20 protein-coding genes and 1 pseudogene are annotated in these 24630 nt (G+C 58.5%); 14 read left to right on the forward strand and 7 right to left on the reverse strand.

Annotated features, from left to right (window positions below; translation table 11 throughout):
• Positions 1-23: 23 nt before the first annotated feature.
• Positions 24-785: a S8 family peptidase gene (locus C1T17_RS12130; protein ID WP_189338328.1), complete on the reverse strand. Its 762-nt coding sequence runs from the start codon at positions 783-785 to the stop codon at positions 24-26.
• Between the two features lie 298 nt (positions 786-1083).
• On the opposite strand from C1T17_RS12130, the gene C1T17_RS12135 reads away from it, so the two are divergent.
• A complete protein-coding gene (locus C1T17_RS12135) occupies positions 1084-1293 on the forward strand; it encodes a tautomerase family protein (RefSeq protein WP_104953669.1) in 210 nt (69 codons plus the stop codon).
• Positions 1294-1348: 55 nt separating this feature from the next.
• Here C1T17_RS12135 and C1T17_RS12140 read toward each other — a convergent pair whose 3' ends face one another.
• Both C1T17_RS12140 and C1T17_RS12145 read right to left on the reverse strand, forming a co-directional pair.
• Positions 1349-1825: a MarR family winged helix-turn-helix transcriptional regulator gene (locus tag C1T17_RS12140; RefSeq protein WP_223262938.1), complete on the reverse strand. Its 477-nt coding sequence runs from the start codon at positions 1823-1825 to the stop codon at positions 1349-1351.
• Between the two features lie 115 nt (positions 1826-1940).
• Positions 1941-2717, reverse strand: a complete 777-nt coding sequence (locus C1T17_RS12145) for a GntR family transcriptional regulator (protein WP_104953671.1) — start codon at positions 2715-2717, stop codon at positions 1941-1943.
• Between the two features lie 375 nt (positions 2718-3092).
• Between C1T17_RS12145 and C1T17_RS12150 the strand changes: the two genes are divergently transcribed.
• Positions 3093-3500: a nuclear transport factor 2 family protein gene (locus C1T17_RS12150; RefSeq protein WP_104953672.1), complete on the forward strand. Its 408-nt coding sequence runs from the start codon at positions 3093-3095 to the stop codon at positions 3498-3500.
• 1 nt (position 3501) lies between these two features.
• Entirely contained in the window at positions 3502-4272 is a 771-nt protein-coding gene (locus tag C1T17_RS12155; RefSeq protein ID WP_104953673.1) for an SDR family NAD(P)-dependent oxidoreductase, read from the forward strand.
• A gap of 81 nt (positions 4273-4353) precedes the next feature.
• Here the strand turns inward: C1T17_RS12155 and C1T17_RS12160 are convergent, their stop codons facing one another.
• Positions 4354-5097 (reverse strand): IclR family transcriptional regulator, encoded by a 744-nt coding sequence (locus C1T17_RS12160; protein WP_189338330.1) that lies wholly within the window; start codon positions 5095-5097, stop codon positions 4354-4356.
• Positions 5098-5330: 233 nt separating this feature from the next.
• On the opposite strand from C1T17_RS12160, the gene C1T17_RS12165 reads away from it, so the two are divergent.
• From C1T17_RS12165 to C1T17_RS12185, 6 genes are all read left to right on the forward strand, one after another.
• Positions 5331-6284, forward strand: a complete 954-nt coding sequence (locus C1T17_RS12165; protein WP_104953675.1) for an acetaldehyde dehydrogenase (acetylating) — start codon at positions 5331-5333, stop codon at positions 6282-6284.
• The gene (dmpG, locus tag C1T17_RS12170; RefSeq protein ID WP_104953676.1) at positions 6281-7315 is read left to right on the forward strand and encodes a 4-hydroxy-2-oxovalerate aldolase; all 1035 of its coding nucleotides are present in this window, start codon (positions 6281-6283) and stop codon (positions 7313-7315) included. The genes C1T17_RS12165 and dmpG overlap by 4 nt, the downstream gene beginning before the upstream one ends.
• Positions 7308-7499: a hypothetical protein gene (locus C1T17_RS21335; RefSeq protein WP_189338331.1), complete on the forward strand. Its 192-nt coding sequence runs from the start codon at positions 7308-7310 to the stop codon at positions 7497-7499. The genes dmpG and C1T17_RS21335 overlap by 8 nt, the downstream gene beginning before the upstream one ends.
• A 669-nt stretch (positions 7500-8168) precedes the next feature.
• On the forward strand, positions 8169-8375 hold the full coding sequence (locus tag C1T17_RS12175; RefSeq protein WP_317617045.1) for a cold-shock protein: 207 nt from the start codon (positions 8169-8171) through the stop codon (positions 8373-8375).
• A gap of 53 nt (positions 8376-8428) precedes the next feature.
• On the forward strand, positions 8429-10531 hold the full coding sequence (locus C1T17_RS12180; RefSeq protein WP_223262570.1) for a S8 family serine peptidase: 2103 nt from the start codon (positions 8429-8431) through the stop codon (positions 10529-10531).
• A 4-nt stretch (positions 10532-10535) separates the two neighbouring features.
• Positions 10536-11801, forward strand: coding sequence for a ComEC/Rec2 family competence protein (locus tag C1T17_RS12185; protein ID WP_104953678.1), 1266 nt, complete (start codon positions 10536-10538; stop codon positions 11799-11801).
• 180 nt (positions 11802-11981) lie between these two features.
• On the opposite strand, the gene C1T17_RS12190 is transcribed toward C1T17_RS12185, so the two are convergent.
• The 3 genes from C1T17_RS12190 to C1T17_RS12200 all read right to left on the reverse strand — a co-directional run bounded on the left by C1T17_RS12190 (position 11982) and on the right by C1T17_RS12200 (position 15985).
• Entirely contained in the window at positions 11982-12305 is a 324-nt protein-coding gene (locus C1T17_RS12190) for a DCL family protein (protein ID WP_189338332.1), read from the reverse strand.
• A gap of 81 nt (positions 12306-12386) precedes the next feature.
• Positions 12387-15023, reverse strand: coding sequence for a DEAD/DEAH box helicase (locus C1T17_RS12195; RefSeq protein WP_104953680.1), 2637 nt, complete (start codon positions 15021-15023; stop codon positions 12387-12389).
• The gene (locus C1T17_RS12200; RefSeq protein WP_104955193.1) at positions 15020-15985 is read right to left on the reverse strand and encodes a DUF1837 domain-containing protein; all 966 of its coding nucleotides are present in this window, start codon (positions 15983-15985) and stop codon (positions 15020-15022) included. Before C1T17_RS12200 ends, C1T17_RS12195 begins: the two co-directional genes overlap by 4 nt.
• 221 nt (positions 15986-16206) lie before the next feature.
• Here C1T17_RS12200 and C1T17_RS12205 point away from each other — a divergent pair, with 221 nt between their 5' ends.
• The 5 genes and pseudogenes from C1T17_RS12205 to C1T17_RS12225 all read left to right on the forward strand — a co-directional run bounded on the left by C1T17_RS12205 (position 16207) and on the right by C1T17_RS12225 (position 24543).
• Positions 16207-17394 carry a DUF2235 domain-containing protein gene (locus C1T17_RS12205; protein ID WP_223262571.1) on the forward strand — a complete coding sequence of 396 codons (1188 nt, stop codon included), beginning with the start codon at positions 16207-16209 and terminating at the stop codon, positions 17392-17394.
• On the forward strand, positions 17391-19211 hold the full coding sequence (locus tag C1T17_RS21680) for a hypothetical protein (protein WP_223262572.1): 1821 nt from the start codon (positions 17391-17393) through the stop codon (positions 19209-19211). The genes C1T17_RS12205 and C1T17_RS21680 overlap by 4 nt, the downstream gene beginning before the upstream one ends.
• Before the next feature lie 612 nt (positions 19212-19823).
• On the forward strand, positions 19824-20849 hold the full coding sequence (rsgA, locus tag C1T17_RS12215) for a ribosome small subunit-dependent GTPase A (protein ID WP_189338333.1): 1026 nt from the start codon (positions 19824-19826) through the stop codon (positions 20847-20849).
• Between the two features lie 125 nt (positions 20850-20974).
• Positions 20975-21314 (forward strand): annotated as a pseudogene (locus C1T17_RS21685) (hypothetical protein).
• A 361-nt stretch (positions 21315-21675) separates the two neighbouring features.
• Positions 21676-24543 (forward strand): TonB-dependent receptor plug domain-containing protein, encoded by a 2868-nt coding sequence (locus C1T17_RS12225; RefSeq protein ID WP_145959000.1) that lies wholly within the window; start codon positions 21676-21678, stop codon positions 24541-24543.
• Positions 24544-24630: the final 87 nt, after the last annotated feature.

Raw genomic sequence — 24630 nt, forward strand, 5'->3', positions numbered from 1 at the left:
GGAGCCCTATAGTGGCTCCTTGCTCATCCCGTTGAAGAGTCGGATGCCATTTCGGCGATCGCCGATCCTTCCGCCAGCGCCCGGTGCGCCGCCTCGACGGGGACGGCAAAGGATGTCCCCGTCGCCCTGACCTCCGCTCCTGAAGCGTTCACAGTGGGAACGTCGACGCCCGGTTGCCAAACGTAAGTATATTCTGTTTCATGAGGTTCCGGGCGATTGGTTCCAGACCAGGGCTTTCCATCTGCTCCTACAGCGCCAACCAGCACAGCCCGTGGAAAGCCTGATCGGGCCATGGCGACGTTGTCGGGATAGTCTCGCCCCTTGTTTCCAGCCGCCATGACGACAGTTACGCCTTCATGCGTAGCGCGTGAGACAGCAGCCACAATCAGCGGGTCGTTCGCAAGCGCGAGCGAGAGGTTTATTACATTGGCACCAAGCTGCACGGCCCTGTCGATTGCATCAGCCACGGGTTTCGGGCTTGATTGGCAAGGCGGCAAATCTCCGACGGGGCACCCGTGCATGTCGTCGATACGCAGCGATATGATATCGACTTGCCCACCAGCAGCGTGATTTAGGATAGTCGCCACCATGGTTCCATGATCGTACTGCGGCTTGAAGGGTGCGCGAGCAGGCGTCGCGGCCATATCATATTCAGACTTCAACACGGCCGCCAAAGCCGGTGTCCTCGCTATTCCGCTGTCGATGACGGCCACGATCGGACGGGCACTGACGGGATAACTTGTAATTAGGACGAGCGCACTCGTCAGACAGCGTAAAAGGTGCACGGTAGCGTCATTCAGTTATTGCTGATCCCCCGCGGATCGCACCGATCGATACTAACCCATGTAAGGTTAATAAAGTGCGACGTTAGTCTGTGAGCGCAGTGAATATCCTGGTGCCAAAGATGGCCAATTGAGAAATTTGAGCAGATGCCGGATCAAAGCTTGTACGCGACACCTCACCTCCATTAAGGCGTATGGGTCCTATCTTGACACGTGAAGAACATAGCGCGAAGGTGTATCCACTTTTAAAGGGATCGCGGTTTCGGGATTACCTTTGACCTCACGAAGGAAGGTGAAGCTGATGCCTATCATCACGGTCAACCTGCTTACCGGGCGCGACGCGAGCAAGAAAAAGGCCTTGATCCGTGAACTGGCGGACGCCGCTGTACGTGCGCTCGATGTTCCGATCGCATCGGTGCGCGTGATCTTGAATGAAGTTCCTCCTGAACAGTGGGGTATTGGCAACGAGACCAAAGCGGATCAGGTAGCAAAAGCTGAATTAGAGAAATGAAAGGCCTTAACGCCTGGTGAGTAACGTCCGAGTATTACGCAAGCGCGCTGCGCGACTACCCGTCATGCGCCTCATGGCCGATCAACTTGCGCAACATCCTTAAGAAGGTAGCCTGATCGGCTTTGTTGAGGGGGGCGAGTATTTCGCTCTGCGCCGCTGCGACCGCCGCCATGCGACCGGCAAGTAGCGCCTCTCCGTCAGGGGTGATCTGCATGGTCCACGCCCGGCTGTCGTCGGGATCGCGCTCACGTGAAATCCAGCCTCGCTTGACCAAACGACCGATCATTTCTTTCAGGGTGCTTTTGTCCGTAGCCGTCGCCTCGACGAGATCGCGTTGCGAGGCTCCGGGTTGGCTGGCCAGAGCAATAAGAAGTGCAATCTGCTGCCGCGTCACATCATCTCCGACATGGCGGCTAAAAATTTCATAAGATCTCTGATGATTACGGCGCAGGAGATGTCCAGGGGCATCCAGCAGGCTGAAGTCCCTCAATTGACGATCCAAATCCTTCTTATCCACTTCATCTCCCGGCATGGCCCACAACGACCATGACAAGGAATGGGGCAAAATATCAAGCCCTCCATAACATCTGCTCGTTTGGCGGTTACATCCCGTTGCGGTTCCCCACGAACGAGGAAAACTGCAATCTTCAGTTACCCCCAGCGACTGCTCCGGCGGCGGCGAAATGCAAACTCATACGAACCCTGCTGGAATCATATTCGGGCGCGAGTGCGGCTAATAATTCCAAGGCCGTTCTCGCCAAATGCCGCGCGGTTAACTCCCCTGCTAGAACTGCATCGCCCTTCTTCACTGCGGCAAAAAGAGCGCGATGCTCCTTCTCGCCCCGTTGCCACCATCCCGGCAGATGCTCGCCTTTATACGCCGATTGGTATCGTTCACTGCGCTTTTCCAGCGCTTCAAGGTCTGCGGTGTAAGACGCTCCGGCTCGGGAGACGATCAACGCGTGGAATCGACGGTGCAGTGACTGCCAAACAGAGAAAGACGCGTGAGCGTCTTCGCCTTCCAGCCCGTTCACGACATCTTCAAGCTCTTCCTTCGTGGATAGGTCCATAGACCTTGTGGTGAGTGTCACCGCCATCGATTCCAGAAGAATGCGCTTCATGTACAAGGCCTCGATGTCCATCGGATCGAAGCCTAGCACCCGACTTCGATAATTGGGATCGCTCGTGACGAGTCCTCCTTCCTGCAACATTCGCATAGCTTCGCGAACGGGCGTCCGGCTCACTTGCAAGGCCTGGGCAACCTCGACCTGCGTCAAGACCGCGCCAGGCTTGATACGACCGCTTAATATGAGTTCCTGAAGCGTCTCGTACACATCCACCGCAGTCCGCCGCCCCTCGCCGCGAGCAAGAGGTGTGAGAACATCGGGTTCGAGATTGCCGCCTTTAATCATTACGTACTGCATCCATCCATAGAAGCTCTATTCCAGTCGGGAATATAGCGATCAGGGCAATCCAACCAGCCTATCCCGCATTTCGAAAAATTGAGACGTACAGCTCTCATATTGACCTGAATACATTATGCTGCGAAAGTGTGTCCACTTGTTTCACACGTTGGATAGCTCAGGCGAGATATTGGGAAAAACGTGCCTCGTAGAAAAGTACACTCGGATATTGGCTTTTTGGTCACCATTGCGTCGGCTTTGCCTCCCAATCGTCCTACCCGACCGACGAAGAAGAGAAATAAGCGGGGGCAAGCATATCGGCGCAGCGAACACGCTCAAGACACCCAATGAATGGCATACGCAGGCCAATACGGAACATACTGGAGAGGAGACAAGATGATAACGGAAGCCATTAACGAGCCGACAATTGCAATCGACGGCGACGATTGGGCGGCTGACTTCTTCCGCGACGCGGACAGCTTCGACATCGACCGATTGGCTGGCTGGTTCGCAGATGACGTGGAGGTCCGTTTCGGCAATCAGCCTGCCATTCTGGGCGCAGCGAACGCGCGTGAGGCCTTCGTCGGCTTCTGGTCCGGCATCAAGGGTATGCGCCACCAACGTGAATCGCTCGTGCTGCTCGGGGATATGGCTACCCAAATGAGCATCGTGACTTATACTCGCCATGACGGCAGTGAGATCGGAATGCCCGTCGCGAGTCACTTGCGTCGAACCAGTGCGAAAAAGATCGACAGATTGTGGATCTTCATCGACATGGCTCCCCTGTTCGAAATGGCGGCCTGAGATGGTGGACCTGACGAAGCGCTTTGCCGGGAAAACCTGCGTCATTACCGGCTCAGGCGGCAGTATCGGTCGAGCAACTTGCTTGCGCCTCGCATCGGAAGGCGCGAACATCGTCGGATGCGACATTGCTCCTGCAGGAGCAGAGGAAACCGTTCGACTCGTCGAGGATGCTGGCGGAACGATGATCTCCGTTCATCCCGCCGATCTCACTCAGAAGGACGAGTGCGCACGATTAGTAAAGAATGCGGCAGACCACTTTGGCGGAATCGACGTCCTCTTCAACAACGGCGCAATGGCGTATTTCGCCTGGATAGAGGAAATGGATGACGACACGTGGTACAAGACCATCAACCAGGAGCTTGACCTTGTATTTCTCCTCACGCGGGCGGCTTGGCCCGAATTGGTGAAGCGCAAGGGGTGTATCGTAAACACCGCTTCGCTCTCGGCGTGGGCCGGGATCGAACTCCTGCCGGGTCTTGCTCATGCGGCCGCTAAGGGTGGCGTGCTGTCAATGACGCGCCAGCTAGCCATGGAAGGCCGCAAGCACGGCATCCGCGCAAATTCAGTATCTCCTGGGACGATCGAGACCAATCAAACCCGCTTCATTCTGGAAAATCCGGAATGGTCGCGCATCCAGCTTGGCCGGGCTATGATTAACCGTATGGGGCAACCCGAAGAAGTGGCAAGCGTAGTCGCGTTCTTGGCCAGCGACGACGCAAGTTATGTTACCGGCGCGGATATAGCAGTGGATGGCGGTGTAAGAGCTTGGTAGCGCCGCAGATGAAGGCAACCGCGATCCAAAGCGAATGATGTGGCCGAAGCCCACGCGGTGCCCGTCTGCTGGGTCTATCTTTCAGAAGGCATGAGCCAAGGCAGTCATACGCGAGGTTATCTCGCCGCTTGCCTTTCGCAGAAGAGGCACGATTTTCAGGTTGGTCGCCGACGCCCCAAATTCATCAATTCGAGCCAGGGAAATTGCCGCCGTCACACTTTCATCCGGCCCGAATATTGGCACCGCAACACACACGAGATTAGGAGAGATTTCCCGATCGTCCAGCGCAAATCCCGCCTGCTTCACTTCCTTCAAGTGCGCGCATAGTACTTCGGGTTCAATAATCGTCGTGGGAGTCAGCGCGATGAAAGGCCCAGTGCCTAGGTACGCCCCCCGATCCGTCTCCGGCAGGTTAGCGAGGAGCACTTTCCCAATCGCCGAGCAATACGCTTCCAGCTGCGTGCCCTCACGGGTGAAGAGCTGATCGGCGCCATGATTTTCCTTGACGAGGTAGGTCACCATAGAACCCTGCAATACGCCCAAATGCGCGGTGAACCCTGTCTTCCGCGATAATTTCTTCAGGATGGGACGAGCAACGGAACTCAAGACATCAGAAGGTCCAAGCACCGCCATAAGGCTCCGCAGCGCAGGACCGCCTACATGCTTGCCCCTACCGACATTGGCTAGATAGCCCGCATCGTTTAAAGCCTTCATCAGCCGATGAGCCGTTGCCTTCGGAAGATTAAGCCGCTCTGAAAGCTCAAGCACGTTGCTGTGCCCGTTGTCCCGCACGGTGATATCAAGAAGCTCAAGGGCGCGTGCCAAGGCTCTAACGGGAGGCGTTCCAAATCCCATATCGTGAGATATAGAAGCAGCGCCCTCGTAGCGGCAACTCCTAATTTGAGATAGCTCAACTTCATCCAGACACGCGATATTCGAAAGAGAATGCAAGGTTGTGAGCGCCACCGCCCACACCCGTTCTGACCTTCGCGAGAGTGGAAGCCGTCGTCACCTGCGACCATCAGGGCAACGGGATTTTGGGCTGATAGGAGAACAAGATGCGTAAAACCGGCGTAGCGATTATCGGCTCAGGCAATATCGGCACCGACCTCATGATTAAGGTGATGCGCCTCTCTAACGTCTTGGCCATGCGAGCGTTTGTAGGCATTGACCCTGAAAGCGACGGATTGAAGCGAGCCGTTCGGCTGAATGTACCAATCACGGCGGATGGTATCGACGGGCTGATGGCGATGCCAGAGTTTGCGGACATCGACATCGTGTTCGACGCGACTTCCGCAGGCGCGCACAGGACGCACAGCGAGAAGCTGATCGCAGCAGGCAAGCGGGTAATTGACCTTACGCCCGCTGCCATTGGCCCCTATGTCATCCCCTCGGTAAATGGCGACGCGCATCTGGACGCCGCCAACGTCAACATGGTGACCTGCGGAGGTCAAGCGACGATCCCCATTGTCGCCGCGGTGAACAGGGTTGCCAAAGTTCATTATGGTGAGATCGTCGCCTCGATCGCATCCAAAAGCGCCGGTCCAGGAACTCGCGCGAACATGGACGAATTTACGGAAACAACGTCGCAGGCGATCATGGACGTGGGCGGCGCTGTCCGTGGTAAAGCGATCATCGTCCTCAATCCCGCCGAACCGCCGCTCATCATGCGCGATACCGTCTATTGCCTGTGCGATGATGCCGATCAGGATAAAATCCGCAAAAGCATTGAGGATATGGTGGCGGAGGTGCGGACATTCGTGCCGGGTTATCGCCTGAAGCAAGCAGTCCAGTTCGAGCATATTGGATCGAACAGTCCCCTGCATATCCCTGAGATGAACCAAGGCGCCGGCGGCGACTTTACCGGTCTTAAGGTCAGCGTGTTCCTCGAAGTGGAAGGTGCCGCACATTACCTGCCGGCTTACGCGGGCAATCTCGACATTATGACGTCAGCGGCTCTTAAGACAGCTGAAAAAATAGCTCTGCGCGAACAGGAAAGGGCAGCAGCATGACTCCTGATACAACCGATAAAAAGCTTTACATTCAGGACGTCACATTACGCGACGGAATGCACGCTATACGCCATCAATATAGCCTGGATCATGTCAAAGCGATTGCGAAAGCACTCGACCGAGCCAAAGTTGATGCGATCGAAGTGGCGCATGGTGACGGCTTGCAGGGTTCGTCCTTCAACTACGGTTTTGGTGCCTATACCGACTGGGACTGGATCGGGGCCGTCGCGGAAGTGCTGGAGCACAGCGTTCTTACCACCCTGCTCCTGCCCGGCATCGGCACCGTGCACGATCTTAAGCACGCTTATGAATTGGGCGTGCGGTCCGTGCGCATAGCCACGCATTGCACCGAAGCGGACGTTTCGAAACAACATATCGAAGCCGCCCGCAACTTAGGCATGGATGTTTCCGGCTTTCTGATGATGAGCCATATGTCGCAGCCCGAGCCGCTGGCGCAGCAAGCAAAGCTAATGGAGAGCTACGGCGCCCATTGCGTCTATGTGACGGACAGTGGCGGCGCCATGAACATGGATGAATACGCAGCCCGCTGCCAAGCCTATGATCGCGTTCTGAAGACGGACACCCAGCGCGGTGTGCACGCGCATCACAATCTTTCGCTGGGCGTCGCTAATTCAATTGTCGCGGTGCAGAACGGCGTGACCAGAGTCGATGCCAGCCTTGCCGGAATGGGCGCTGGCGCAGGGAATGCGCCGCTCGAAGTATTCATCGCTGCGGCTGACCGCTATGGCTGGAATCACGGCTGCGACCTCTACGCGCTCATGGATGCTGCCGAAGAGCTGGTCCGTCCGCTGCAAGATCGCCCTGTCCGAGTCGATCGGGAGACACTGACCCTAGGCTATGCAGGCGTGTATTCGAGCTTCTTGCGTCACGCGGAAAAGGCGGCCAGCGAACATGGACTTGATACTCGCGCGATCCTCGTTGAACTGGGTCGCCGGAAAATGGTTGGCGGGCAGGAAGACATGATCGTCGACGTTGCGCTGGACATGGTAAGGCAGCGGGAAAGTGTATGAGGCTGATGTGCGGCCTGAGTTCGACCCGGCGCTAAAGCACGTCACCGAACATCAGCCACAGCATGATGAACCACGCGAAGAGGCCAAACAGTCCTACTATGACTCCCCTTCGATCGTTCAGCCAGCCAATGAGGCCAAGCCTCTCCTGATCTTCCTCATCTACCATGGCATGACGCTAACATAGCACAGCTGCAAAGCACGATCATTTCGACCATAAGATCGCGCTTCTGCCTGCTGCTACAGCTTTGTCGCCATTGCGTTCGCTGGTGGGAAGACGCGTCTGGAGCGGGTAAAAGGAATTTAATTGCAAGATCCGGTGATAATTGAATGGCTTGGATGCAATATTGCACAAAATGGCCCCCGTCAGGTCCGGAATTTTTGGCTTTAGTTGGAGCGCCACAGATTGGGACCTAAGCGATTCGTTCATCGCTAAACCTGAATGTAGGATACCTTCACTCAGAGCCACAAAAAGTCTCTATTCGAGATAGCGGTCCGATAGAACGGCTAGCCTTGGGACTTTCGCGACAGTCAGGTTTGGAGCACTGATAATCGGATAGCCGACATTCCCGCCCGTAAATACCGGTGTCAGTTACCGCCAACATAGCCGTCATTCGAGGCCATTTTCCCATTTTCCGATAGCAGCCGGCCGTTCAGTCAGCGCGAGCAGTGACCCTGTGGTAGTATCGGCACTTTCAACTGACTGGCGCTGCGATTATGCGCGTAAATTTGCGCGATCTTCTCTGGAATGCCTTCGATTACGACTTACGTTAAGACTGTTCGCGCTATATAGAGGCTTTCGCTGACAGAGAATGACGGCGGCGAAGCTGATGCAGGACTCTTGGAGAAGCACGTGGTGACCGGCAAGATCAAGTTTTTCAACACCGCAAAAGGCTTTGGGCTCATCGAGCCCGATAATGGCGGTGGGGACGTTTTCGTGCACATCACGGCCAATGAGCTTCCGCGTTTCCAGACGATGGAGGCCGGACAGAAGGTCGAGTTCGAAGTGCATGGCACAGACAGCGGCAAGATGGCAGCATCGCAGCTCAAATGCGCGCTATGATTTATTAAAGTATGGTTCTCATCACCTAGGGCGAAGCTTTTCGAAAGGGACGCATGGCGGCCATACCAAGATCCCTAATCGCCTATTTCCTCATGGGACGGGCGGGTCCCGGAGAGCTCCAGCGCTTCACTCAGGATGCTGGCATAGTCGCCGACGTTTGGCTCAAATTCGCGGAAGATCTTTCCAAGCCAACCCGCATCCTCCTGGCACCTGTCGATGGCATTCCCGCCATCAAGACGGCAGCATCCATCCACGAAGCGCTTCGGCGCTACCGTGCGGACGGACCTGGCCTGGCCAGCAACAGGTCGCCCGACGACGCGCTGCTGATGGACATTCCCGAGAGCCGGGACTGGACGACCGTCGCGCCCCTTGAAAGCTTCGTCGCCGTCACTGTCTATTTCGATGAATTGGTCAGGGTCATTCTGCCGCTGACGAAATGGTGGCACGACAAGAAGCTCGAGACGCTGCGTGGCAGTGGCGGGAGAGAGGCTCGCAGCGACCTCGAAAATGCGATATCGGCGCGCCTGGGGCGAAACGGGACCGAAGAACCCGCAGCTTTGCTGCCCAAGCCTGACCGCACCCGATCGAGGGTGCTTGAGGCAACCTCGATCATTGCACTGATCGGTGTCTTCGTGGCAGCGGCCCAAGCCCGCGCGCGGGGTAGGGAAGAAGGCGAGGGCGCCGGTGGCCCGGACGAGAATTCAACGCCCAGCGACCTCTTCATTTCGAAGGAGATAAGACCCGACGGCGCGGCGGATACCGCGCTTGCCAAATGGACTGCCGCGAAGGCACGCGAGATCGCCCGCGCCGCGATTAGCGAACTGCAGCGGCCGATCCAAGGCGCGCTCGAAGAAACACTCGCCGAATATGGCGTAGGCGAGCAGCCGCGCGGGCTGATCCAGCGCGTGTTCCTAGATCGTCAATCACAGCTTGCCGACGTCGAGGCGGTATGTACGGTGAAGGCCGATGCCGCCGAACGGCTGTTCAACATTTCCTGCTCGAGCCTCACCTGGGCGATAATCGATTGCGGCATTGCCGCCAGCCATCCCGCCTTCGCACAGTTCGGGCCGAATGGGCGCACGGACAACAGCCGGATCAGGGCCACCTATGACCTGACAATGATCGATCTGATCAGGAATTTCGATCTTACGACCGATAATGAGATCCAGCTCGAAACACTGATCCAGCTCATCATCATCGAACTGAGGAAATTACCGGGGACGCGCGCGGCAGACTTTGACGAGGTTGCGGACAAGAATCTCCGTCTCATCGCGACGCAACTACGCGACTGCCTCCTGCCCGACTGGGGTCTCATCGAGCCGCTGATAAAATTGGACGGAGATGACGGCGACAGTCTGCGGTCCGATCATGGCACGCATGTCGCCGGCATCCTTGCGGGCAATTGGTGCGACATGCCCGGCGAAGAAGATTCCGTCAGAGCGCGCCAGGTAACGTTGCAAGGCGTTTGCCCGGACATCTGGCTCTACGATTTGCGCGTGCTGCACCCAAAGCTCAAGAATACAGAATTTGCGGTGATTGCCGCGCTCGAGTTCGTCCGACACATCAATTCACGCGCCGCCGGACCGCCGGTCATTCATGGCGTCAACATCAGCCTGTCAATTCCGCACGAGGTCCGCAACTATGGCTGCGGGGTCACTCCGATTTGCATCGCCTGCGATGATCTGGTCCAGTCGGGAGCGGTGGTTGTGGCGGCGGCGGGCAACCGCGGCTGGGATGAGCGTGAACTGGGGTTCGGCAACTTCGTCTTCTGCTCAATCACCGATCCGGGCAATGCGCAGCAGGTCATCACCGTGGGCGCAACGCACAAGCTGAAGCCGCACAGCTACGGCGTTAGCTATTTTTCGAGCCGTGGCCCCACTGGCGACGGACGGGTGAAACCCGACCTGGTCGCGCCGGGCGAGAAGATCCGCGGACCTATCCGTGGCGATACAGACGACGAGCTTGACGGTACCAGTATGGCAGCCCCCTTTGTCAGCGGGGCTGCGGCAATGCTGATGGCGCGCAACCGCGAGTTGATGCGCAATCCGCAGCGGATCAAGAAGATCCTTTGCGAGAGCGCTACCGATTTGGGTCGAGAACGCTATTTCCAGGGTCATGGGCTCGTGGATGTCCTCCGCGCGCTCCAGTCGATCTGACGGCATGGCGACACTCTTCAGCCTCGAGGTCCTGCCCGCGGATGAAGGGGACTGTCTCCTGTTGCACTGGGGGGACGCCAAGCTAGTCGGTCTGATCGATGGCGGGCCGTCGAAGGTCTACGCCGCGGCATTGCGAAAGCGGCTGCTGGCGCTCCGAGAAAAGCTCGCGGTCACGACGCTGCCGCTCGCCTTCGTAATGATCAGCCATGTCGACAACGACCATATTTTAGGCGTGAAGAAGCTGTTTGCCGACCTCAGGAAGGAGGTCGAGAACAATGTTCCGAAGGGTCAACGCCCACTCAAGGTCGAGCGGCTGTGGCACAATGCCTTCACCGATATCCTCGGCGACAGCCTCGACGCCTATTATGATAGCGCTTCGCTAGCGGCGCTGGCTGCCCATAGCCCGACTCCTGATCCGGCCGAGATCAGGGCAGCGCTGTCAGCGGCGGGGCTCGACGACAGTCCGGAAGCCTTCGAACTGGCGGTCGTGCTGGCCGGCCATGCCGAGGGCCGTACGATCCGTGACGCATACGAGATCCTGTATCAAACGCATGACATCCAGGTTCTCAACGCGCCTTTTGCACGCACGGGCCGGCCTACGCCGATCATGCGGATGCAGCCATCGGAGGTCACCCCTGTCGAGGGACTCAACATTCAGGTGCTCGGACCGAGCAAGGCCGAACTGGTCAAGCTAAAGACGGATTTCGAAGCCTATTTGACAGATAATGGCCTGGTTGCGACGGCGGCCCTAGCCGCGGCGATCCAGAGAGACAGCAGTCCGACCAACCTTTCAAGCATCGTATGCCTGGTCGAATATGAGGGCAGACGCATCCTCCTGACTGGCGACGCGCTCGGAGACAAAGTGTTGGAGGGGCTCAAGGAAACGGACAAGATCAAGAACGGCCGCGTCGAGGTTGATATCCTAAAGGTGCCGCATCATGGCAGCGCTCGGAACACCGCGCCACCGTTCTTCGACACGATCCGCGCCAAAACCTATGTGATTTCTGCCAACGGCCGCCACTCCAACCCAGACCGCCAGGCGATCGAGTGGCTCATCGCGTCGCGGGACAAGGCGGACGCCTATCTTATCGTGTTCACCTATCCGGTCGAGGTTATCGACGCGAAACGACAGTCGCTCCAGAGCGACTGGGTTCCCGATCGCGACGCGATCGGGGCGCTGCTCGCGCGCTGCAAAGCCGAGGGCTATGCCTTTAGTTACCGCGAAGGTCATGCGGTCCTCGACATTGGCGACATCGAGATGCACTGGTAGTCCGAGTGGATGGCTAAATAATCGACCTTATGACGCTGATGCGACAGGCGGCCTCGAAAGAGGCGATTCCGGTGAACTGAACATTCAATCGCGCGGGCTAATCTCCCCTCGCGCTCGCCAAATCTTACCAAAATTGCGCGCCTATCTCCCTGTAGAGGGAAAGAGACACTTTTAAATGGATCAGTCGTGCGGTTTCGCTTTGAGGCAGTGGCCGATCGAAAAGTCTATCTTTGTGCCATCGCTTCTCACGACCCAAAAGCATCTTTTTGAGAACTGCTGAACGCCTTCCGGCGGTTTATTAACCTCAAAACCCGAAATGCCACCTTCAGCCTTTTCGTTAAACTCATCGTGGCGCTCGAGTAGCGCAGACAGATCAGTTGCGTCTTCGGTGTTGACTCGGTCGCCGATGTCGTAGCGATTCAGCATAGCTGTGAAGAACGCGGTCCCGTCACCAGCCTTATCAAACGATCGCGTTGCGAGCGTAATCCGCCGTGCCTTCCCCATTGACCATCCCCTTCCCAGGGAGAGTACCATACCGGTTGTCAGAGTCTACACTGGCCCGGAGGGTGTTTGTGGGGGGGAGCGCTAAACGGCTTGTGCGGGCGGACGAACTGACGGTGTCTCGCCGAGCAACTTCTCGCGCAACTCACGCACAATGATGGAGGGGATCCCAGCACCTTCTAGCGCGTCCGCATTAGCACGCATCCAGTCGCGACACGCGTCCTGATCCAAGTCGTCCATGGCAATCACCTCATACAACGCGACGGCGCTCATTCTAGAAAGGCCTAGCTCCATCATCGATAGCAGCGTCGGCGTCGAGATGCCGAATTCGAGGGCCAGTCCGATGTCGAAGCCCTCTTGAAGAAGTTCGGTTCGTCCAACTCCATTCAAGTGCACTTTCAGAACACCCATGTATGCGGCGATGTACTTCGGAGCGGCGAAACGCGCAGTCTGCTCGACCATCTCCATTGTCTGGCGACAGACCTTCGGGATGTTGACAGCCTTTCCGCTTCTTTGAAGATTCTCGATGCGCGTTTTGATCATGCGCGCTAGCGACCAACCGCGAAGCCAGCGCTGAACGGTCACAGCATGGCCGTAGATCAACTCATCCGGCTTGAAGGCCGGGTAAAGGTGATCGTTGATCGCCTTCATGACGAACATCATGGAAACCACCGCCTCGTCATCCTCGGTGGCCGCGAGGACTAGGTCCTCGGGCTCGCCCGGATGCCGACCGAAAAACTCAAGAAGGGATTGCATCGCGATGGCACTCACGCCCGGATGCCTTGCGACCAATGTTGGAGGCAATCGCGTAGCCTCACACAACTCGGCAAGCGCTGCATCCAATTCCGCAATAAATTCCGGATTGTGTCGCTTTGCGAACGCGGCGTCAGAGACGGAGTCGGCTCGCAGGAATGTCGAGATGAGATAGGCCGAGACTTGTTCGAGATTAGAGTTGCGTCCGACCTCCTCCATCGACATGCTTGCGCGCGCTTTTAAAAAGCCGAGGATCTTCTCCGGGGCCTCCATCACTGCGTCAGTCTCACGTTTGATCTCGTAACTGGCGCGTTTGGGTACTCCCAAGGGCCATGCTTCTTCATCGTGAGGATCGATGCAAACGATTTTGCCCTGAAACTCGTCCCCCCATCGTCCCGCGCGACCTGCCAAGTTCCAAAAGTCGTGCGCCAGCATATGCTTGCCGCTTCCCTTCCTTGGCCCGCGGAGCACGATCATCCGGCAGGAGAGGTTGACACCCTCGATGAGGGTCGACGTGCACACCAAGAAACGAATCTTGCCGGACTTGAAAAGCCGCTCGATTTCTGAGCGCAGTAGCGACGGCATATTGCCGTAATGAAATGCGACACCTCGCTCTACTAGCGGCGCGAGCAAGTAACCGGGATGCACTCCCTTTCGAGAAAGATCCGCGAGAGCCGCCAACTCAGGGTCGACAGCCCCTCGGGGTGAACTTTGGTTCAGTAGAAAGGCGATCTTCTCGGCCTCGTCGGGACCGTTGGCGTAGATCAGGGTGCCTGACTGCTGACCCGTCAGGGCCTCGGCAATGAATGCCACCCTCTTTCGAAGCCCGACCGGACGGTCTGGTAGGCTTAGGATGCCGATGTCATCAGGCTCGTCGCCTCGCCGGACTGCCAGTTCGTACTTGGTTGTTTGACGCTTGACCTGCCGGGCGAAAAGCACGTTCTGCAGCACCGTCGGCGCATCGCTTTCGATAACCCGGCGATGAACGGATGCTGGAGCGTCGTCGAGCAAGGTCTGCGGGTTCTGCGTCGCAGGACTGATAAAAACTGCCCGTACCTTCGGGCTGGCCCGCGTCACGCGCTCGATCGCGTCCTGCAGGATCACGCCTCGTTTCGTATCACCGATCTTGTGAGCCTCGTCGACGACCAGGAGGTCGATTTCCATCTCGTCGGACAGCGCGTTAGCAAACAGATGTAGTCGTTCCTGCGTGAAGACGGTGATCAGCGAAGGTCCGCTGTCCCGCATAGCTAAATACTCGTCGGTCAGTGGCAGCGAGCTGACCCGCAATTGATCCGTGCCGATGCCTGCAGTTGCCAACATGCTCCTGAGGTTCGTCTCGGTCTCGCTCACAAGCGCACGGGTCGGAGCAAGATACACCACCATTCGGGCTCTCTTCGCCCGTACTTGATCCAGCAGCCACTGCAGCACCAGGTACGTCTTTCCGCACGCGGTTGGCGCCGAGGCGGACAGCCAGCTGCCATCGTCCTGCGCGCTAGTCCAGAAGGACCGCTGGAAGGCGTTTACTTCCATGAGTCCGCCGTCCGCCTCAAGAACCACAGAGTTCTTAAGGCGGTTTCGCGTCAATTCCAGCCGAGCACCGACACCTAACCGGGTGTCGAGATCCAGCCCGACCTCATCCCTCCGCTGCGCGAGCGAAACCGCTAGCTTGTTCGACAGCTGCTCAAAGAGCAACGCCGCGGCATCCCGCGTCGGACCGCGCTCTGCCAACGTCATTGCGGAAGTCGCGATCAGAAGCGCTGCCTCCCGCGGAGGCCGGCTGTGGGAGCGCGCAAGGATGCTACCGGCGAGCAGCAGCCGGTTCCAGTCGATGGCCATCATGGCCTTTCCGATGGCTTCCACCGGCTCTATGTTTTCGAGCTCCTGGAGCGCGTTGACCCGCGAGAGCAGGCTGAGATCGCTAGCCACGCCTTCGGCAAGTAGCCAATGGATAAGCTCATCTTCGCTCACTTGGCCAATCCCAGAGATGCGAGCACAGCCGTGCGGAAGGCTTCGGCGTTAGGAAGCGGCAGGCAGAGAAATTCGATCCGACAATCAGCCAATTTCTCAAGGACTAGCCGGCTCCCGACGTTCTTAGACCACTTCTTGAGGGCCTCTCTCGACGCATCGATGATTTCATTAGCGCCACACTTCGAACCAGCGACGGGGTAATCATCGCTATCAAAGCCAACCAAAGCAACTGCGCGGTACCGCTTTCTCTTCACTAGCGGGTCGGTCTGGTCGAAAAATCGACGCAGCGAAGCGTTGAGTTCGGGCTTCCCGAGGTCGGCTCGCTCGCTTAGCAGCACGAGGTCCCGTTCGCGCTTGGCCGCCTCTCCCTCTTCCTCGTCGAGAAACGGCTTCAACGAGCTAAGGCACTCGCGGATCGCCTTGGCGGCATCCGAGTGAATCTTCGACTCGCCCCAATACAGATTCAGCACCCCATCCTCGTCAACGTCAGCATACACGCCATCCGCGCCATGGTAATGCACTTGCGCACTGGTCTTGAGCGACATCTTACAAAGGATTTGGGGCAAACCGAGGAAGCGCTCGGCGAGCAGATAAAGGAGAAGCTCGCCACCTTCGCCGGAAGTTTTCAGATCTGTGAAAGTGCCAAGTGCGCGATGATACAGTTCGATTGTGGCCGCGAAACCACCCTCCCTGCCGTCTCGCTCCTTGGCCCGCTGACGGGTCTCATGCGGGATCGCGTAGTCGATTACCGCTGTGCGTATGAACTCGGCGAGCCGGGCCGTGCTCACGCGTCCGTCGGCATCCACCTTTAGACAATGGCAGTGGAGGCGGACCTTACAGCCCGCAATCTCTACATCACGCTCGACCAAATCTAGGTGAACCTCGAGGGTATTGGGCTTGGACTCGATCGCCTGCCTGAAGTCTGCCAAGGACAGTGGCGCCAATACATTAGTGTAAACCAAGCCTGATTCCCCGCTCACTAGTTCATGCCGTCAATGTTTAATGTTAATAATTCCGCTAACCAGCGGTCTCGACTATTTGATTATCGCAGCAGCCAAGACGGAGTGCGTAGGAAAAAAAATCGGCGCGCCGAGCCGAAAGCGAGCGGTCAATAAGATTCATTTCGGTTCCCGAACATCTTGACCCAGCAAGTGAATGGTGATGCTTGTAATGCAAGGGGAAAATGATGCCACGTAATTTGGTGCTATTGCTCGACGGCACGAGTAATGAGGTTAAGGGCAATCTGACCAATGTAGTGAAGCTCTATCGCTGCGCCGAACGCAGCGGCAATCAGCGCGTCTTCTATCATCCCGGCATCGGCACTGTGCCGCTGACCACGGACTGGAGTCCTGCCGCGCAAAGCGCGATCGCGACGTTCGGGCTCGCCACTGGCTGGGGCCTCGATGCCAATATCCTCGCTGCCTATTGCTATCTGATCGATATCTATGAGCCGGACGATCGGATCTTTCTCTTCGGATTCAGCCGCGGCGCCTATACCGCACGCGCGGTTGCCGGCCTGATTCACCTGATCGGCCTGCTCGAACGCGATCAGCGCAACCTCGCCGAATATGCGCTCAAAGCATATAAACGCGCGCATCGGGAGGACCGGCTCGACATCGCCTGGCAGTTTCGTCGCGTGATCGGCGGGCGCCGGGTGCTGATCCATTTCCTAGGGGTCTGGGACACGGTCGCCTCGGTATTCGTGCGCCCGGGGTTGCTGCGCTTCCCCAGCCAATCCTTCCTGCCGTACACTAAGTCAAACCCGAGCATCCGCGTCTTCCGCCAAGCAGCGGCGATCGATGAACGTCGACGCATGTTCCGGCTCTACCACTGGACGCCGGACCAGAGTTTCAAGCCCGATCCGTTCGCCGACGCCGAAGGCGCGCAGGATCAGCAAACCGTCTGGTTCGCCGGGGATCATTCCGATGTCGGCGGCGGCTGGGTTGAGACCGAGAGTCAGATCGCCAAATTCCCGCTGATCTGGATGGCCCGCGAAGCACAGAAGCATGGCCTCGAACTCAACGAAGCGCTGTTCGATCATCTCGCTGAAGGGGATCCCCTCCCCGGTGGCAAGCGCATGTATGTCGCGCCCGATGCGAAAGGCCCAATTCATAACTCGATGACGGCCGCCTGGTGGCCGTTGGAATATCTTCCGAAGAACCGCAAATGGAAGCGCTTCCCGGAAAATGCGACGAGCGGCGGTTATTATCTACCGCGTGCGGAGCCGCGCAAAATACCCGAAGGCGCGCTGCTGCATCACTCGGTGATCGAGCGGATGGCCATGGGCTATGAACCGGTCAACCTGCCGTCCGATTTCATGCCCGTGCCGCCAGATCCCGAAACCTCTGTCCCGGATGAGAACGACCAATGATCGACCATCTCGAAATCGCGCAATCGGGCTATTTCCACCAGCGCAAGCGTCGGCTGTCTAACGATGCGATCAATCGTCTTTTCACCACGCTGCGTGCGCAGGCGCGCCAGCCGTCGCAAAATCTGTTCCGCGCTGACCGGGTAGTGTTTGAGGACGCTCGCTATTCGGCGATCTGCTTCTCATACGAACGCGACGTCTCCTTTCTCGCCCCGGAAGCCAATGTCGTCGAGCGGGTATATGGCTATGCGCTGATCGTCGAGCATGGCCCGAACATCGCCGTGTTCAAATCCGGTATCGACCTGCCCTCGGCGTTCAAGACCGCCTATCTCGGCAAGATCGCCAACGAGCGGATCGAGCGCGCGATCGCCAGGCAAGACGCGGTGTTCGAAAAGCTTCGCCTGCGCAACATGTCGATCTCGCCGCTTGCGCTGCGTTCCAAATCGCTAGAGGCGCGTGATCTCGAAAACGCGGTGGCGACCAGCAGTGCCAGCCGCTTCATTCCGCAAGCCTATAGCGTGCGGCGGGACGACGGGGTCTATTCCGCAACGCCGACCACGGGCCGGATTTCGCTGCGCGCCGATCGCGCCGGGGTCGAAGAGACCGTCGCCTGGGCCGTCCAGATTTCGGAGTTGCTCCAAGCCGATGGCGGAGTGGTTGCTGGCTTCATCCGCAATTTTGCTCGCCCTGTCGAACTGACCGCGCTGCCCACCGATATCCGGCCGACTTTTGCCGGTATCGACACGATGGGCCTGGCCGACGCACTATACAGCGCCGAGGACGGGATTCGCCTGATCCGCGAGGGCGCAGACGGGATCGAGGAACTGCCGCAGCCCGAGGCCGAAGCCGTGCTGGCGGCGCTCGAGCCGGCATTCCCGGTAGTCCGCCGCCGGCGCATTCACGAAGTCCGCGCCGAAGATGGAATCGCCCCAATCGCCACGCTGCGTATCGGCGCAACGCGGATCGCATTACGGGGCCTCGATCTCCCGTTGATCGCCGACATCTCAGTGGAGCGGCGTAGCCAGCCGCTTGGCGAGGACGTCAATGCGGTGCCGCTCTCGCGATACCTCGACCGGGAAAATCTGTTCACGATCCTCTTCAGCGACCTTGCCCTCGCCTATATCGACGGTGCGCTGTTCCGCGACGAGGCGCTGGCTGGCGGCGGCGCCTCGCTGCTCGCACATCTCCGGGCCGACGCATCGCTTGCCCAAACCACTAGCGAAAAGGGCGTGTTCGCTGTCGGCCAGATCGAATTTGCGCAAGGCTGTGTGTTCCGCTCGGTGGTCGATACGATCGCGGACGGGGACGACGTGCTGCTCTGCGATGATCTTGGGGATGAATGGGCCGACTTTATCGGGGTAAGTACACAGAGCAACCCTACCATGATCAGCTTTTACCATGCCAAGCATGGCAACCAGTCGCTTAGCGCGTCGGCCTTTCACGAGTCGGTTGGCCAAGCGATCAAGAATCTTGGCCGGATGAGCCTGCCGGCGGACATGCTGCCCAACAAGCTGATGGGCTGGGACAACCGGTATCGCAACAACGGCGTCCAGACAGACATTGCCCGAATGATCCGCGGCGGAACCCCGCAAGAGATTTCCGAGAAGCTCGACGTGGTCCGCGCCGCTCCAGATGTGCTGCAGCGGGTGTTTATCGTAACCTCCTCGCTCAGCCGCGCACAGGTGGAAGGTGTTCTGGCCGCAGTCGTGCAGGGAACAGCCCCGTCTCCGCACTTCGTCCAACTTTATTGGCTGTTGATGAGCTACTTCTCGGCCTGTGTTGAGATGGGTGTCCGGGGATATGTGGTGTGCCGCCCATAAGGTGGGCGACGGCCGAACGCTCCGGACGGACATAGGTGTTTGCCAATCTCAGGGCGGCCCCGGGTTCCGGTACTTGACCGAACCGCGAGTGGGCCGATCTGCTGACGACCCCTCGATTAGCGTCATCAACTCCTACAGCGAGCGCGAAGTTCGCCGACGAGCAGCAAATGGCAGCGTTCAGACACGGCGCCAACGCGGTCAGAAATCGCAAGCTGATAGGCCGGTCCACCGTCTGAAGGGTCCGTTATCTGATTTGCGCTATTGAAAGTGAAAGGCGCCGTTCCAGATCGTCCGACCTTTCGGACGTTGAGAAGCCGGCAATCGCACGTTGGCCTATGTCCGCCTACCGGGAATGAAAAAGCGATCGGGAAGGACTGCAAAGGGTCGTTTGCGACTCTGCACATGTCGAAGGGTGAATAGGCAACGTCCTTGGCCAGAGGACGGAATGATGTAATGCGTGCCACTGCCGGAATGTGACGAAGCAGAATGCCGAGATCTCTGGGTGGCAGAGCGCAGAGCGTTTGTTTGCTGCCTAGGCGGTGCACCACTACGCTGGTCATGATGGCGGCAGCGAACAGCGGCGAGCTGCGAAAACACTGCAATGGATGTGCGATGGGTCAGACTTTGGAAGATCTTGGGTGGCGGCCCTTTTTCAGCGCGCAAATTTCGGAAGCTGATGGTGCCGGATGTCATCCCGCGCGCGTGACGGCGGTTCATCGCGGCAAAATTGCTGTGGCGGGCGCAGGAACGATGCGACTGATCCCACCCTATGTCGCCGACGCTTCCGTTCCTGAAGATCATCCCACGGTAGGCGACTGGTTGCTGGTCGATGATGTGACGCTGGAGGTCCGGCGCGTCCTTCAGCGCGAAAACCTGTTCAAGCGGCAGGCGCCAGGCACTGATAAAAAGACGCAACTGATCGCTGCGAACGTCGATACGCTCTTTGTCGTGGCCTCCTGCAACAAGGATTTCAGCACAGCACGTCTGGAACGGTATCTGGTGCTGGCGCAGGAAGTCGGCGTGCAGCCGGTCGTCATCCTCACCAAGACGGACCTGACGGACGCGCCAGAAGTTTTCGTGGCAGCGGTACGGGATCTGCGACCGGGGCTGCTGATCGAAGCCGTCAACGGGCGTGATCCCGTCAGCATCGCGCGCCTTGCCACCTGGTGCGGCAGAGGCCAGACCGTGGCCCTTGTCGGCTCCTCTGGCGTTGGCAAATCGACGCTGGTCAATAGTCTGCGTGGCTCCGACGGCATAATGACGCAGGCCGTCCGCAAGGGGGACGACACGGGGCGCCATACGACTACGGTGCGAGAGATGCACCGGCTGGCGGGGGGCGGCTGGTTGCTCGATACCCCCGGCATGCGCGAATTGCAGCTGACCGATGCAGGATCGGGCATTGCCGAGATTTTCGACGATTTCGTCGAGGCCGCCGAGCATTGCCGTTTTTCCAACTGCACGCATGAGGTGGAACCGGGCTGCGCCGTTCGCGCGGCCATATCCGACGGAAAGCTGTCATCCGCACGCCTGGATCGCTGGCGCAGGCTGGGGAACGAGGAAATCTATAATACGGCAAGCCCAACTGAACGGCGCGCCCTTGATCGCATCGCGACAAGAGTTTCAATCAAAAAGAAATAAGCCGTAAGCCTGCAACGATCCCTTCCACAACCTAAGCGGAACGTCTGCACTTGGCGACGGAAATCTAGCTTATGAAGGGCTACTAAGGGTCCGCCCTCCTATGGCGCGCTTTGCCTATGGCCATCATGGCAATAGGAGAATTGTCATGGGATTATCAGAATTTGATCGCCGCTCGCGAGCGGGTATCATGGAATGCGGGACGCAGAGTCGGAGCGAAGCGCGCCCTCAAGTCCCGCCAGACTTGCGCAGTCCGTTTCTATCTGGATCAACACGGCCGGCTTCGAGATCGAGCGCTTTTTGATCTGGCTATCGACAGAAAACTGCGCGGTTGCGATCTACAAGGCGACAGGAAATCTCCGCGCTGTCCAGATCCTTCTTGGGCACACGAAGATTGAAAGCACGGTTCGATACCCCGGTGTTGATGTAGAGGATGCCCTGACCTTGGCGGAGGGAACAGAGATATAGAAGTTGGCTGCCTCCTTGTGGCTGCGACGGAGCCAGCCTCCATCATGACCGTTAACGTGTGCCCTTGGGCGCCAATACAGAACAAATAACGCTCATCCGTTCAGTGTAGTATCTTGAAGATGTCGCGTGCGCACGTACGCATCTCGTCAGATCAAGATGACGCCCGTCTTTTCCGTCTTTCCTGCACCACCGATCCATCTTGCTGCAGAATATGGTCATGCTTAAGGGGATAAATGTTGCACCGCCGCAACATAATTCAGAATTGTGACACTCGAGTATACAACATCGCAGTATTGCGATTGCCAGCTTTGAAACATAGGCCCAAAACCGCCCTATATTATGAGTGATGGGGGCTAAATTCATGTTGAAGACCTTACTTCGGTGCAGCACCGTTTTGCCTGTATTGGCGTTCGCAACTGCGGCAATGGCGCAGGATACTAGTGCTGCTGCTCCTCAGGCGGAAGAGGGGGGCGAGGCGATCATTGTTACCGGATCGCGCATCCGCCAGAATCCGCTTGAGCAGGATTCCCCGGTCATCACTATCGACCAGACGGCGCTAGCCCGCACTGGCCTGTCGGCAGTGGCCGATGTGCTGCAGCGGCTGCCCAGCGCTTCGGGTGGTCTTAACTCGAAGGTCAACAACAGCGGCAATATCGGCAACCCACCAGACGGCGGTGGCGTTGGCGCGGGTTCGGCGGAAATTGAGCTGCGTTATCTGCAGGCCAAGCGTACGCTGGTGCTTGTCGACGGCGTTCGTTACATTAACGGCACGAGCGGCAGCGGTATTCCCTCGACGGTAGATCTGAATACGATCCCCGCCAATATGATCGAGCGCATCGAGGTGCTCCAGTCCGGCCAATCGCCGCTGTATGGCTCGGACGCGCTTGCGGGCGTTGTCAACGTCATCACCAAGTCGCAGCAGGACGGCCTGCAGGCCTCCGCCCAGTTCGGCACCTTCCGTCAGGGTGACGGCCACACGCAGGACTATCAGCTAAGCTATGGCATCAATGGTCCGACGACGCACATCGTCATCGGCGGCAGCTATGTTAAGCAGGAAGCGGTGCGGACGCGCGATCGCCGTACGTCGCAGTTTCCCAATCCCGGTCAGACCAGCTGTACCGATCCGGTCGGCGGCTGCTCCAGCGCGACGGTGAATGGCTTTATCGATCTGGGCAGCGGGTCGGTGCTGACGCCAAAGAATCCGCCGCTCAATGGCCGTGGCCGTTACGATCCGCTGAACCCGACCGGCCCAAACAGCGACTTCCGTGCGCTGACGACGGCGGATCGCTTCAACTTCTCGCCCTTCAACTACTTCCTCACGCCTTCGGAGCGTTACGGCGCGTTCATCAGCGCGAAACAGGAATTGAGCGACAGCGTCAACTTCCGCGCAAAGCTGGTCTACAACCGCCGCAATTCGCAGAACCAGGCGGCGTTCCTGCCGCTCTTCGTTGGCCCGGACGCCGGCAACGGCAATCTGCTCGACACGATCTCGATCGATGCGACCAACCCCTTCAACCCGTTCGGTTACACCTTGTCGGCAGGCGGTAACGGCCAGCCCGCGACATATTCGACGGTACGCCGCCGTCTAGTCGAAGCAGGGCAGCGTACCTACAGCCAGCGCGTCGATACGATGACGGCCACCGCAGGACTGGACGGGTCGTTCGATATTGGTGACCACAAATGGTATTGGGACGCTACGGCTATCGTCGGGTTCAACGATGCGCATCAGACATTCACCGGCAACATCAACGCTGCAAACCTGGCGCAGGCGCTGGGACCAGTCGGCAACTGCACCGGACCGTGCGTACCGTTCAACATCTTCGGCGGGGCAGGGTCCGTCACGCCGGCGATGCTGGCTTTCATCGGCTTCACCGAAAAGGATCGCAGCAGCCAGCAACTGCAGGACTACACCGCGAACCTTTCGGGTGAGCTGTTCGATCTTCCCGCTGGCCCCGTCGGCGTCGCCATTGGTTACGAGCATCGCTACCAGCGCGGCACGTTCACGCCGGACGCCATCATCACGGCAGGCCTGGGCGCGGACATCCCTGCACAACCGGCGCGCGGCAAGTATAACTCGGACGAAGTCTATGCCGAGTTGCGCGTACCTGTGCTGAAGGACACGCCGTTCTTCCACTCGCTCGATCTGGACGGCGCGGTGCGCCATTCCAATTACTCGACCAGCGGCAGCAACACGTCGCTGACCGGCAGCGTGTTGTGGAAGCCGGTCGCGGACTTCCTGTTGCGCGGCTCCTATGCCGAAGGCTTCCGGGCACCAAGCATCGGTGAACTGTTCGGCGCAGCGTCGCGGTCGGACGCGCCGATCGACGATCCATGCACCAGCGCTGCGGGCGGTCTGTTTGCTGGCAACGCGACGGTTCGCACGAACTGCATCGCCAACGGCGTGCCTGCCAGCGGCAGTTATGCCGAGCCGACCGGCGGTCAGTTGGGCGTTTTGACGGGCGGCAACACCAACCTGAAGCCGGAAACGTCAAAGACCTGGCTGTTCGGTGGCGTCTACAGCCCGTCATGGGCGCGCAACGGCGGTTTCGCCAGTTTGCTTAGCCTTGAAGTCAACTATTACGACATCAAGGTGAGCGATGCGATCGCCAACATAGCGCCGCAGACGACGCTGTCGCGCTGTGCCTTGAGCGGCGACGCGCTGAGTTGTGCTTCGGTAATCCGCGTGGCCAGCGGCAACATTGCCCGCATCAACGGCGTGCTGCAGAACATCGGCAGCATCAAGACGAAGGGCATCGACGTAACGTTCAACTATCGCACGCCGGAGACTTCGGCGGGCATGTTCGGGCTGGCGGTCAATGGCAACTTCCTGCTGCGCTACAACGAAACTTTCCCGAGCGCGACGGGCTTCGACACGACCAGCTATCGCGGAACGACGCGCGGCTTCCCCGACCAGTCCTACCCCAAGTTCAAGGGCAACGCAGTGGTCGACTGGTCGCTGGGTGACATAGCGGCATCCTTCACTGGCCGCTATATCCGCGGCGTCGTCGAAGCCGATGGCAACAAGCTTGGCAACACCTTTTATGGTGATGTGCAGTTGAGCTTCACGCCGTCCTTCCTGGACAAGCGTACCGTCTTCACGATCGGCGTGAACAACGTGTTCAACCAGGATCCACCGGCGTGCAACACCTGCACCGGTCCGAACTACGATCCCACGACCTATGACGTGCCTGGCCAGTTCGGGTACGCGCGGATCAGCTACAAGATGTAAGCTGGCTGCCTAGCGCTCTAGTAAAGAAGGGGCCGCTACCTGATTGGTAGCGGCCCCTTCTTTAGCTTCGTAAGCAATCTGGACCGG

Origin of the sequence: Sphingobium sp. SCG-1 (assembly GCF_002953135.1) — a bacterium.
Taxonomy (GTDB): Bacteria; Pseudomonadota; Alphaproteobacteria; order Sphingomonadales; family Sphingomonadaceae; genus Sphingobium.